The sequence below is a fragment of the Streptomyces sp. NPDC031365 genome (assembly GCF_055569765.1).
Genome location: NZ_JBVIIM010000002.1, coordinates 105,720 through 117,684, shown reverse-complemented (window position 1 = coordinate 117,684; position 11,965 = coordinate 105,720). Strand labels below are relative to the sequence as shown.

Sequence of the window (11,965 nt, the reverse complement as noted above, 5' to 3'; positions counted from 1 at the left end):
GCGCCCGGCGGTCCGGGTGCATCACCCTGTCCGGCGCGGAGAACGTGGTCGACGCGCTTCGACGTCCCCGCCACCGCCGCCCGCTTCCGCGACCGCCTCTCCCTGGTCAACGCCCGCTTCACCAGCCCGCAGACGCCGGAGACGACGTTCACGGCGGTGGCGGTTCCGCGTAGCCGTCACAGGGCGTCGTACGTGACGCCCGTGAGCTCCTCGGAAGCGGCCCACAGCCGCTCCCCCGACCTGTCGTCGAGGGTCCAGGGCGCCCGCCAGGACCGCGCGGGCGCCCCGCGCCACATGGCGAAGGACGGGCCCACGAACGCGTCGGGGCGGACGCCGGGCGCGGTCGCGGCGTACAGCACGGGCAGCGCGCCCGCCTCGGCGGACTGGGCGAGAAGCCGGTTGCCGAGCCGCACCACCCGCTCGGCCGTCCGGCGCCCTTCGGCGCGCGGTCCCTGGGCCTGGAGGCCGGTGTCCGCGTACCCGGGGTGGGCGGCGGCGGCCACCGCGTCACTGCCGTGGGCGGCGAGCCTGCGGGCCAGCTCGTGCGTGAACAGCAGGTTGGCGGACTTGGACCGGGCGTAGGCGACCCAACGCCGGTAGCTCCGCTCGCTGTTGAGGTCACGGGGGTCGATGTTGGCCAGCACGTGCATAAAACTGGAGACGGTCACGATCCGCGCCCCCGGCGCGGCGAGCAGCGCCGGCGCCAGCAGCCCGGTGAGGGCGAAGTGTCCCAGGTGGTTGACCCCGAACTGCGTCTCGAATCCGTCCGCGGTCGTCCCGTGGGGCAGTGCCATGACCCCGGCGTTGTTGACGAGCAGGTCGATCCGCCCGTACGGCAGCGTGGCCGCGAAACCCCGTACGGAGCCCAGGTCCGCGAGGTCCAGCGGCCGCACCTCCGCCTCGGCTCCCGGCACGTCGGTGAGCAACCGCTCGAGGGCCCGGCTCCCCCGCGCCTCGCTGCGGCAGGCGAGCACCACCCGGGCGCCCCTGCGGGCCAGCTCCCGGGCGACCACGAGGCCCAGCCCGCCGTTCGCCCCGGTGACCACGGCAAGCCGCCCGCTCTGGTCGGGGATGTCGTGCGCCTTCCAACCGGACATGGCTCCAGCCTACGAGGCGGACGGGCGCGGCGCCGGGTTTCATGGCGGAGAGCTACCCCCCGGTCACGTAACGTTCGTATCACAGGACCTTCATATTCCCGCCACTCCCCCTACACGCACCAGTAGCTTCGAGCCCCTCGCACCAAGCACACACTTACGCCCAATCTGGGGGGCTTCTCACCATGAACCCGTTCCGTACCTCCGCCGCCGCGATCCTCGCCGCCCTGGCCATGGCCGCCGTACCGGCCACCGCCGTGGCTCACGACGGCAACCACCCGTTCAAGAACTGCACCGACGCGTACGACAACGGGTACAGCAACATCTCCAAGGGCGACGACCACTACGGCAAGCACCTGGACCGCGACAACGACGGCATCGGCTGCGACCAGCCGCCCGCGGACTTCACGCCGCACGAGGAGACCGGCGACACCGGCTCGGACGCGGAGGACACCGGCGCCAAGGAGGAGAGCGGCGCCAAGGGGGAGAGCGGCGGCGGCACCGACCTCGCCGAGACCGGCGGCAGCGACACCACCCCGTACATCGCGGCGGGCGGTGCGGCCGTCGTCCTCCTGGGCGGCGGTGTGATGATCGCGGCCCGCAAGCGGCGCGACGACGCCCGCTGACGCAGTCCCCAGCGGAGACCAACTCCCCGTCCTACAGGGACAGCAGCAGGGAGTCGGTCTTCCCCTGCCGACGGCGCACATGCCCGCGCCAACCGGCCAGAACCGCCATGAGCGTCCACGCCACCAGGCCTGCGATCAGACCGCCGAGCCGCCCCGCGGGGTCCACCTCGTCCGCCCGCTCCATGGGCACCACGCCGTCCGGGTCATGGATGACGTCGAGCCGCTCGCCCACCCGAGGGGCCCCGGAGCCTTTGTAGGTGAGCCGCTCCTCCAGCTCCCCACCGTCCGCCGTACGCAGCGTGAGCCGGTGGTTCTTGCCGTCCTTCCCGGTCGCGCTGTCCGCGACGATCACCACGCTCTCGCGCACCCCGCGCACCTCCAGCGCCGCCTCGGGGGCGTACTGGACGGCCCCGACGAGGATGAACAACCCGGGCACGAGCGACAGCAGGGCGATCCACCCCGCGCGGTGCAGCAGCGCCAGCATCATGACGAACGCCAGGCACAGCACGACCCCCACGACGATGGGCACCGCGACCCAGCGCAGCGCCAGGTAGGACGCCCCCGCCGTGAGGGCCGCGGCGGCCCACCCGAACAGCACCACCCCGACCGTGCGCCACAGCGACCGCCACGGGTCGACGGCGTACCCACCCATACTGCTCAGCGGCCTGACGGTGCTCCTGCGTATCCGAAACGGCACTGTGTCCCCCATGTTCCCGCGGTGGCGGCTGTACAAGTCCGGCACGGGACACTACATCGGGACCTACCATCGAAGGACAGCAGCCCGAGCAAACGCACCGGGGTGACCGTGAGCAACTGGGCCGACCTGACGAACGGCAAGCGCATCAAGCACCTCCGGGGCTCCGCCCTGACCCAGCAGGGGCTCGCCGACGAGGAGTTCGGCGAACTCGTCGCCAAGGTCCTGCTCGAAAGGGCGCGTTCGGCACGCACAGGCCACCGGATACGAACGCGAACGATGTCGCCCACGGAGCAGGTCCACGGGAGAGGGCGGCACCCCCGCACGGGTGCCGCCCTCTCTCTTCGTGATCCGGAGCCGTCGCCGATCGGTGAGGGTGGTCGGGTGACAGACGACGGCTCCGGGGTTCAAACGCCCCGGAGGGCTCAGCGGTGGTCGCTGCCCGCCGAGGTGACCGCCGCGCGGCCGGCCTCCAGGCGGGCGACCGGAATGCGGAACGGGGAGCAGGAGACGTAGTCCAGGCCGACCTCGTGGAAGAAGTGGACGGACTCCGGGTCACCGCCGTGCTCGCCGCAGACGCCGAGCTTGAGGTCGGGGCGGGTCGCTCGGCCGGCCTTGGCGGCCAGCTTCACCAGGGAGCCGACGCCGTCCTTGTCGATCGTCTCGAACGGTGACACCCCGAAGATGCCCTTCTCCAGGTACGCCGTGAAGAAGGAGGCCTCCACGTCGTCCCGGCTGAAGCCCCACACCGTCTGGGTGAGGTCGTTCGTGCCGAAGGAGAAGAACTCCGCCGCCTCGGCGATCTGGCCGGCGGTCAGGGCGGCGCGCGGGAGCTCGATCATCGTGCCGATGGCGAGCTTGAGCGAAGTGCCGGTGGCCTTCTCGACCTCGGCGATGACCTGGTCGGCCTCCTCGCGGACGATCTCCAGCTCCTGGACCGTGCCGACCAGCGGGATCATGATCTCCGCGCGGGGGTCGCACTTGGCGCCCTTGCGCTCGGCGGCTGCCTCCGCGATGGCCCGCACCTGCATGGTGAACAGGCCGGGGATGACCAGGCCGAGACGGACGCCGCGCAGACCCAGCATCGGGTTCTGCTCGTGCAGCCGGTGCACGGCCTGGAGCAGGCGCAGTTCGTTCTCGTGCGGCTCCTGCCGGGACTCGGCGAGGGCGACGCGGACCGACAGTTCGGTGATGTCGGGGAGGAACTCGTGCAGCGGCGGGTCGAGCAGGCGGACGGTGACCGGGAGGCCGTCCATCGCCTCGAAGAGCTCCACGAAGTCCTGCTTCTGGAGCGGGAGCAGGGCCTTCAGGGACTCCTCGCGCTCCGCCTCGGTGTCGGCCAGGATCAGCCGCTCCACCAGCTCGCGCCGGTCGCCGAGGAACATGTGCTCGGTGCGGCACAGGCCGATGCCCTGGGCGCCGAAGCGGCGGGCGCGCAGCGCGTCCTCGGCGTTGTCGGCGTTGGCGCGTACGCGCAGGCGGCGCTTGCGGTCGGCGAAGGCCATCATCCGGTGCACGGCCTCGACGAGCTCGTCGGCGTCGTCGGCGCCCGGGTGCATCCGGCCCTCGAAGTACTCCACGACGGGGGACGGGACGACCGGGACCTCACCGAGGTAGACCTTGCCGGAGGAGCCGTCGATGGAGACGACGTCGCCCTCCTCCACCACGTGCCCGCCCGGGACGGTCATGCGGCGGCGCTTGGTGTCGACCTCGAGCTCCTCGGCGCCGCAGACACAGGTCTTGCCCATGCCGCGGGCGACGACGGCCGCGTGGGAGGTCTTGCCGCCGCGCGAGGTGAGGATGCCCTCGGCCGCGATCATGCCGTCGAGGTCGTCGGGGTTGGTCTCGCGGCGGATCAGGATGACCTTCTCGCCGGAACGGGACCACTTGACGGCGGTGTACGAGTCGAAGACGGCCTTGCCGACCGCCGCGCCCGGGGAGGCGGCGATGCCGCGCCCGACCTGCGCCACCCCTTCCCCGCCGCGGGCGTACTCGTCGTCGAAGCGGGGGAACATCAGCTGGGCGAGCTGGGCGCCGTTGACCCGGCAGAGCGCCTCGGCCTCGTCGATCAGCCCCTGGTCGACGAGTTGCGTGGCGATGCGGAAGGCGGCACCCGCGGTGCGCTTGCCGACACGGGTCTGGAGCATCCACAGCTGGCCGCGCTCGATGGTGAACTCGATGTCGCAGAGATCCTTGTAGTGGTTCTCCAGGGTCTCCATGATCTGCATCAGCTGGTCGTACGACTTCTTGTCGATCGACTCCAGATCCGCGAGCGGCACGGTGTTGCGGATGCCCGCGACCACGTCCTCGCCCTGCGCGTTCTGCAGGTAGTCGCCGTAGACGCCCTGGTGGCCGGAGGCGGGGTCGCGGGTGAAGGCGACGCCGGTGCCGGAGTCGGGGCCGAGGTTGCCGAAGACCATGGAGCAGACGTTGACGGCGGTGCCCAGGTCGTGCGGGATGCGCTCCTGGCGGCGGTAGAGCTTGGCGCGGTCGCCGTTCCAGGAGTCGAAGACGGCCTTGATGGCGAGGTCCATCTGCTCGCGCGGGTCCTGCGGGAAGTCCCGGCCGGCCTCGGTCTTGACGATCTTCTTGAACCTGGTGACGAGCTTCTTGAGGTCGGCGGCCTCCAGCTCGGTGTCGACGGTGACCTTCTTGGCCGCCTTCGCCGCCTCCAGCGCGTCCTCGAAGAGGTCGCCGTCGACGCCGAGGACGGTCTTGCCGAACATCTGGATCAGGCGCCGGTAGGAGTCCCACGCGAACCGGTCGTCGCCGGCCTGCTTGGCCAGGCCCTGCACGGACTTGTCCGACAGACCGATGTTGAGGACGGTGTCCATCATGCCCGGCATGGAGAACTTGGCACCGGAGCGGACCGACACGAGGAGGGGGTTGTCGGCCTGGCCGAGCTTCTTGCCCATCTTCGCCTCGAGGGCGTCGAGGTGCGCACTCACCTCGTCCCGCAGTTCCGCGGGCTCCTCGCCACTGTCGAGGTAGGTCTTGCAGGCCTCGGTGGTGATGGTGAAGCCGGGCGGGACGGGAAGACCCAGGTTGGTCATCTCGGCGAGGTTGGCGCCCTTGCCGCCGAGCAGGTCCTTGAGGTCCTTGTTGCCCTCGGTGAAGTCGTAGACGAACTTCACGCCCTCAACGCTCGTGCCCGGCTGAGCTACGTGGGGATCTTTGTTTTCCGACACGGGTCTCGACTCCTCGAGGACGCGGTGGCTGCCCTGACGGCGAGGAATGTACCCAGATCAAAGGCGTCTGGGTACGTCCACGTGCGCGTCATGCGCCTGTAACCACTCGTGCGCCAGCGGATTGAAAGTCAAAGCTCGGCAAGCGGTCACGGTCGAATGTTTTCACTTCTTGAACGCGTCATCCCGCCACAGGGACCTCCATCCGCTCACATGAGCAACAATCTCCACGTTTGATTTCGCCCGATGAACGATCAAAGGGTGGCACTGAGTGCCACCCTTTGAGAAGTGCAGTCGCTCAAGATCCGCTCATCTGAGCGCAACCCTGATCAAGGGTGGCGAGAATCACGCTGCCACAAGGCACCCGATGTCACCATGCGGACCGGCACCGGGCACCGGCCCGCCCGGTCCCGGGCACACCCGCCGGGCACACCCGCCGGGGACACCCTCCGGGTACACCCTCCGGGCACCCGGCCCACACCCTCGATTCCCGGTCGGATGAACGCACCGGTCAGCCCGCCCGTACGGAACGGCGGCGGACCCGGACCCCCACGCCGGGTCCGCCTCCTCACCGGCCTCGGTACGGAAGGATCCTCCGGGTTGCCTGCCTTCACACGTGTCCTCGCGCGCCTGCGCGGCCTCACACCCCTGCGTGTCCTCTCCCGTCCGCACGGCCTCGCACGCCCGCGCCTCGTCACCCGCCTGCGCGACGCACGCGACGCGCACCCCACCGCCGCACGCAACCTCCGGTGGACCGTCCACGTCCTCGCCGCCGTCCTGGTCGTCGGGGCCCTCCTGATGCCGAACAGCGCTCCGGGCCTGCGTCCCGGCCGCTTCGCGCGCCTTCCCGCCGAGGCCATCATCGGCGCCGTACTGCTGCTCGCCCTGCCCCGCCGCCCGCGCATCGTCGTGGCCGCGCTGTACGGGGCGGGCATCGGTGTGCTGACCGTGCTGAACCTGCTGGACATCGGGTTCACCGAGTATCTGGGCCGGGGCTTCAACGTCGTACTCGACTGGGGGCTGCTCGACGACGCCCAGTCCTACGTCGAGGACTCGATGGGCCGCGCGACGGCCACCGCCGCGACCGTCGGCGCGGTCCTCCTCACCCTGCTCCTCGTGGTCGTCATGGCGCTGGCCACCGTCCGGCTCGGCAACCTGCTGGCCCGGCACCGCACCCGCGCCACCCGGAGCGCGCTGATCGCGGGCACCGTGTGGATCACCTGCACCGCCCTCGGCGTGCAGATCGCCGGGGTGCCGGTCGCCTCCGACCGGGCCGCCGGGGCGGTGAAGGGGCAGACCCGGCGTGTGGTGGACACCCTGCGCGACGAGGCGGCGTTCGCGAAGGAGGCACGGGCGGACACCTTCGGCGCCACTCCGCCCGACCAGCTCGTCCCCGACCTGCGGGGGAAGGACGTCGTCTTCGCCTTCGTCGAGAGCTACGGCCGCAGCGCCGTCGAGGACCCGCTCATCGCCCCCGGTGTCACCGACACCCTCGACACCCGCACCGCCGCGCTCGCGAAGGCCGGCTACCGGGCGCGCAGCGGCTGGCTCACCTCGGCGACGTACGGCGGCAGCAGCTGGCTCGGCCACTCCACGGCCCTGTCCGGCCTGTGGATCGACAACCAGCAGCGCTACCGCACCGTCACCAACGGCGACCACCTCACCCTCACCAAGGCGTTCCAGAAGACCGGCGCCTGGGACACCGTCGGCATCATGCCCGGCGTGCAGAAGGCCTGGCCGGAAGCGGAGTGGTACGGCCTCGACAGGGTCTACGACGCCTTCGAACTGGGCTACCGCGGCCCGAAGTTCAGCTGGTCCACCATGCCGGACCAGTACGCCCTGGAGGCGTTCGAGCGCCTGGAGCACGGCCAGGAGCGCGACAAACCGCTGATGTCGGAGGTCATCCTCACCTCCAGCCACCAGCCCTGGGCACCCCTCCCCGAGCTGGTCGACTGGGACGGCCTCGGCGACGGTTCGATCTTCGACGCCGTCCAGAAGGCGGGGAGGAAGTCGTCCGACGTCATCGCCGACTCCGCCGAGTCCCGGCGGGAGTACGGCCGGTCCATCCAGTACTCGGTCACCAGCCTCACACAGTGGCTGGAGCGCTACGGCACCGACGACACCCTGCTGGTCTTCCTCGGCGACCACCAGCCCATCGCCCGGGTCAGCGGCCACGGCGCCAACCGTGACGTGCCGGTGACGGTCGTCGCCAGGGACCCGGAGGTGCTGGAGAAGATCGACGACTGGAACTGGACCGAAGGGCTCCGGCCGGCCAAGGACGCGCCCGTGTGGAAGATGAGCGCCTTCCGCGATCGCTTCCTGACCGCCTACGGCTCCGTCCCCCACCCCACCGGAGAGTGACCGGCGACGGGAGGTGTCAGGTCAGCCGCCGGACGTGCCAACTCAGCCGCCGGACATGCCGGGTCAACCACCGGAGGTGCCGGGTCAGCCGCCGGAGGTGTCGAGTTCCGCGTCCTCGCCGACACCCGCGCAGTCGTACGGGTCCTTCAGCCAGCCGTCCGGCAGCACCACCCGGTTGTTGCCGGACGTACGGCCGCGGGGGCCGTCGGCGCCGGTGGGCCAGGGCTGGTCCAGGTCCAGTTCGTCGAGCCCGGCCCGCAGTTCCTCCAGCGAGGAGGTGACCGCGAGTCGCCTGCGCATCTCGGAACCGACCGCGAAGCCCTTCAGGTACCAGGCGACGTGCTTGCGGAAGTCGATCACGCCGCGGGACTCGTCGCCGATCCACTCACCGAGCAGTGTGGCGTGCCGGACCATGACATCGGCCGCCTCGCGGAGGGTGGGCCGTGCGCAGTCGTCGCCGCGCCCCTCGAAGGCCGCGACCAGGTCCGCGAACAGCCACGGCCGGCCGAGGCACCCGCGCCCCACGACCACACCGTCGCAGCCCGTCTCGCGCACCATCCGCAGCGCGTCCCCGGCCGACCAGATGTCGCCGTTGCCGAGCACCGGGATCTCCGGAACGTGTTCCTTCAGCCGGGCGATGGCGTCCCAGTCGGCGGTGCCGCCGTAGTGCTGGGCGGCGGTACGGCCGTGCAGCGCGATGGCGGTCACGCCCTCCTCGACAGCGATCCGGCCGGCGTCCAGGTAGGTCAGGTGGTCGTCGTCGATGCCCTTGCGCATCTTCATCGTCACCGGCAGGTCCCCGGCGCCGCTGACCGCCTCGCGCAGGATGGACCGCAGCAGGTTCCGCTTGTACGGGAGGGCCGAACCACCGCCCTTGCGGGTCACCTTCGGGACCGGACAGCCGAAGTTGAGGTCGATGTGGTCGGCGAGATCCTCCTCCGCGATCATGCGGACGGCCTTGCCGACGGTCGCCGGGTCGACGCCGTACAACTGGATGGAGCGCGGCTGCTCGGTCGCGTCGAACCGGATCAGCTGCATGGTCTTCTCGTTGCGCTCGACCAGCGCCCGGGTGGTGATCATCTCGCTGACGAACAGGCCCTTGCCGCCGCTGAACTCGCGGCACAGGGTGCGGAACGGCGCGTTGGTGATCCCCGCCATCGGGGCCAGCACGACGGGCGGCCGCACCGCGTGCGGTCCGATGGGCAGGGTCGTGTTCACGGCGTTCGTCGTCGTGCTCATGGTCGGCGAGGGCGTGGGCATTCCCCCATTGTCCCGCATGCCGCGGGGTACTCGGCGCGGTGATCGTGCAGGCGAGTGCGTGATCACTCCGCCGGAAGCAGACCGACCAGGGTGGGCCACCACGCGGGGTGCTCCCGCACCAGGTCGCGCAGGGCCGGGCTGTTCGCCAGGGTGACCCGGCAGTAGTCGTCCCAGGCCCCTGCGCTGGTGCTGCCGGGCAGCTGCCGGTGGACGTGGACACCGCTGCACAGCACATCGGCGAGCAGTTCGGCGATGGTGAGGATCGCTTCCCGTTCCTCCGGCCGCTCGGGAAGCGGCCGGCCGCCGTAGAAGTACGCGCGTGATCCGGGTCGTTCGAGCATCAGGAGGTGCACCTCGCGCAGTGACCGGAGCGCCATGTCGTTCGCCGAGACGGCTGCCACCGCGTTGCTGGTCCTGGTCTGCTCGGTGGCGGCCTTCGTCTGTCTGGCCGCGTAGAGCACGGAAAGGACGGACACCACCAGTGCGAGCGCGGCCACGAAGGCACCCACCGCTTCCACCGACACCCGGCCCGCCACCTCCCCGCTCCTCCACAGCAGCGGCGACACCGTACCCCGTCCGTTCCCGTCGCGGAATTCCCTTCGCGGGAAGACCTGTTGATGTTGTTCGTGCTGCACACTCCTTGTCGTCCCCGAACCGGGGCACAAGAACGGCACCACCCACACGCGAACCGCCGGAGGCGTCATGCCGCAGATCGACACCAGCAAGGTCAGCCGCTGGGACCTGCACGGCCGGGAGCACACCGTGCACGTACAGCGCACCGGCGTGCAGCGCACGATCAGATGTGACACCTGCGGCTGGCGCATAGGCGCCCAGTTCCTGCCGTGGCTCAAGGCTCAGGAGCACCTGGCGGAGGCCCACCAGGCGACGGTGGACCCGACCGCGGCGTGACCCGGCGACCGCATCACCCTGCTCACCGGTCAGGACGCGGTACGTGGCGAACGGCTACGGATCGCCACCCGCCACCCGCCGCTCGGCGTTCGCCACCCGGCGTTCGGCGTTCGGCGTTCGGCGGCGAACGGCGTGGCGAGCCAGTCACGCAGCCGGGACTCTGGTTCACGGTCTCCTCGCCCTCGGCGATCCCGCACGGCGCCCCGGACCTGTCATCCGTCGTCCGTCATCGCCACCGCCGGCCACATCGACCACCGACACACGAACGCCCACCCTCCGACCGACCCGGTCGGTGGAGGGTGGGCGAGGGCCTGGGCTCCAGAGGGCGGAGCCCCCGGCCGGGGCACGTCCGACGAACGTCAGCAGCCGATCAGCCGCGAGGCGAGGTACCCCTCGATCTGGTCCAGCGACACGCGCTCCTGCTTCATGGTGTCGCGCTCACGCACGGTCACCGCGTTGTCGTCCAGGGTGTCGAAGTCGACGGTGACGCAGAACGGCGTACCGATCTCGTCCTGGCGGCGGTATCGACGGCCGATCGCGCCGGCGTCGTCGAACTCGATGTTCCAGTTCTGCCGCAGCGCCTGTGCGAGGCCCTTGGCCTTCGGCGACAGCTCCGCGTTGCGGGACAGCGGGAGCACGGCCGCCTTCACGGGGGCGAGGCGGTGGTCCAGCCGCAGCACGGTCCGCTTCTCCATCTTGCCCTTGGCGTTGGGCGCCTCGTCCTCGATGTAGGCGTCGAGCAGGAAGGCGAGCATCGCCCGGCCGACACCGGCCGCCGGCTCGATGACGTACGGCGTCCAGCGCTCGCCGGCATCCTGGTCGAAGTAGGAGAGGTCCTGGCCGGAGGCCTTGGAGTGCGCGCCCAGGTCGTAGTCGGTGCGGTTCGCGACGCCCTCCAGCTCGCCCCACTCACTGCCGCCGAACTGGAAGCGGTACTCGATGTCGGCGGTGCGCTTGGAGTAGTGGGAGAGCTTCTCCTGCGGGTGGTCGTACCACCGCATGTTCTCCTCGCGCAGGCCGAGACCGGTGTACCAGTTCCAGCGCTGCTCCATCCAGTACTCCTGCCACTTCTCGTCCTCGCCCGGCTTGACGAAGAACTCCATCTCCATCTGCTCGAACTCGCGGGTGCGGAAGATGAAGTTGCCGGGCGTGATCTCGTTGCGGAAGGACTTGCCCATCTGGGCGATGCCGAACGGCGGCTTGCGGCGCGAAGCGATCTGCACCTGGGCGAAGTTGGTGAAGATGCCCTGGGCGGTCTCGGGACGCAGGTAGGCGACGGAGCCGGAGTCCTGGGTCGGGCCGAGGTGGGTGGAGAGGAGACCCGAGAACTGCTTGGGCTCGGTGAAGGTGCCCTTGTTGCCGCAGTTGGGGCAGTTGAGGTCGATCAGGCCGTTCTCCGGGGCGTGACCCTTCTTCTCCTCGTACGCCTCCTCCAGGTGGTCCGCGCGGAACCGCTTGTGGCAGGAGGTGCACTCGGTCAGCGGGTCCGTGAAGGTCGCGACGTGACCGGAGGCGACCCACACCTCCGGGGCCAGGATCACGGACGAGTCGATACCGACCACGTCCTCGCGCGAGGTGACCATGTAGCGCCACCACTGGCGCTTCAGGTTCTCCTTGAGCTCGACACCCAGCGGTCCGTAGTCCCAGGCGGCCTTCGTACCGCCGTAGATCTCACTACTGGGGAATACGAAGCCACGGCGCTTGCTCAGGCTGACGATGGTGTCGATCTTGTCGGCGGCCACGGTGCTCTCTTCATTACGACGACGGGCGACGAAGCGAGATTGCTTCCAGCGAATGACCCAGGTTACCGGCGGGGACTGCCTCCCGGCCAAATCG

At 70.3% G+C, this 11,965-nt stretch carries 9 protein-coding genes and 1 pseudogene; 4 read left to right on the top strand and 6 right to left on the bottom strand.

The window, feature by feature from the left end; genetic code table 11:
* Nucleotides 1–54: 54 nt before the first annotated feature.
* Nucleotides 55–168, top strand: a pseudogene (locus ACZ5C2_RS03235) (superoxide dismutase); the annotation flags it as partial.
* A gap of 8 nt (nt 169–176) precedes the next feature.
* Here ACZ5C2_RS03235 and ACZ5C2_RS03230 read toward each other — a convergent pair.
* Nucleotides 177–1,097, bottom strand: a complete 921-nt coding sequence (locus tag ACZ5C2_RS03230; protein ID WP_468785986.1) for an oxidoreductase — start codon at nt 1,095–1,097, stop codon at nt 177–179.
* Between the two features lie 182 nt (nt 1,098–1,279).
* Here ACZ5C2_RS03230 and ACZ5C2_RS03225 point away from each other — a divergent pair, with 182 nt between their 5' ends.
* Nucleotides 1,280–1,720 carry an excalibur calcium-binding domain-containing protein gene (locus ACZ5C2_RS03225; protein ID WP_468785984.1) on the top strand — a complete coding sequence of 147 codons (441 nt, stop codon included), beginning with the start codon at nt 1,280–1,282 and terminating at the stop codon, nt 1,718–1,720.
* A 31-nt stretch (nt 1,721–1,751) separates the two neighbouring features.
* Here the strand turns inward: ACZ5C2_RS03225 and ACZ5C2_RS03220 are convergent, their stop codons facing one another.
* Together ACZ5C2_RS03220 and ppdK are read right to left on the bottom strand one after the other, a co-directional pair.
* Entirely contained in the window at nt 1,752–2,372 is a 621-nt protein-coding gene (locus tag ACZ5C2_RS03220) for a hypothetical protein (RefSeq protein WP_468785982.1), read from the bottom strand.
* Between the two features lie 467 nt (nt 2,373–2,839).
* On the bottom strand, nt 2,840–5,602 hold the full coding sequence (gene ppdK / locus ACZ5C2_RS03215; RefSeq protein WP_468785980.1) for a pyruvate, phosphate dikinase: 2,763 nt from the start codon (nt 5,600–5,602) through the stop codon (nt 2,840–2,842).
* 597 nt (nt 5,603–6,199) lie between these two features.
* On the opposite strand from ppdK, the gene ACZ5C2_RS03210 reads away from it, so the two are divergent.
* Nucleotides 6,200–7,960, top strand: a complete 1,761-nt coding sequence (locus ACZ5C2_RS03210) for an alkaline phosphatase family protein (RefSeq protein WP_468785978.1) — start codon at nt 6,200–6,202, stop codon at nt 7,958–7,960.
* 84 nt (nt 7,961–8,044) lie between these two features.
* Here ACZ5C2_RS03210 and dusB read toward each other — a convergent pair whose 3' ends face one another.
* A complete protein-coding gene (gene dusB, locus ACZ5C2_RS03205) occupies nt 8,045–9,220 on the bottom strand; it encodes a tRNA dihydrouridine synthase DusB (RefSeq protein ID WP_468785976.1) in 1,176 nt (391 codons plus the stop codon).
* A gap of 62 nt (nt 9,221–9,282) precedes the next feature.
* Complete coding sequence (locus ACZ5C2_RS03200) at nt 9,283–9,756, bottom strand: hypothetical protein (RefSeq protein WP_468785974.1); 474 nt, start codon at nt 9,754–9,756, stop codon at nt 9,283–9,285.
* 166 nt (nt 9,757–9,922) lie between these two features.
* On the opposite strand from ACZ5C2_RS03200, the gene ACZ5C2_RS03195 reads away from it, so the two are divergent.
* Nucleotides 9,923–10,129: a hypothetical protein gene (locus tag ACZ5C2_RS03195; RefSeq protein ID WP_468785972.1), complete on the top strand. Its 207-nt coding sequence runs from the start codon at nt 9,923–9,925 to the stop codon at nt 10,127–10,129.
* A gap of 359 nt (nt 10,130–10,488) precedes the next feature.
* Here the strand turns inward: ACZ5C2_RS03195 and ACZ5C2_RS03190 are convergent, their stop codons facing one another.
* A complete protein-coding gene (locus ACZ5C2_RS03190) occupies nt 10,489–11,871 on the bottom strand; it encodes a glycine--tRNA ligase (protein WP_468785970.1) in 1,383 nt (460 codons plus the stop codon).
* Nucleotides 11,872–11,965: the final 94 nt, after the last annotated feature.

Coding starts and splice junctions, on each gene's coding strand:
- dusB (WP_468785976.1), bottom strand. CDS start 9,220: ATGCCCACGCCCTCGCCGACCATGAGCACGACGACGAACGCCGTGAAC.
- ACZ5C2_RS03195 (WP_468785972.1), top strand. CDS start 9,923: ATGCCGCAGATCGACACCAGCAAGGTCAGCCGCTGGGACCTGCACGGC.
- ACZ5C2_RS03220 (WP_468785982.1), bottom strand. CDS start 2,372: ATGGGTGGGTACGCCGTCGACCCGTGGCGGTCGCTGTGGCGCACGGTC.
- ACZ5C2_RS03225 (WP_468785984.1), top strand. CDS start 1,280: ATGAACCCGTTCCGTACCTCCGCCGCCGCGATCCTCGCCGCCCTGGCC.
- ACZ5C2_RS03230 (WP_468785986.1), bottom strand. CDS start 1,097: ATGTCCGGTTGGAAGGCGCACGACATCCCCGACCAGAGCGGGCGGCTT.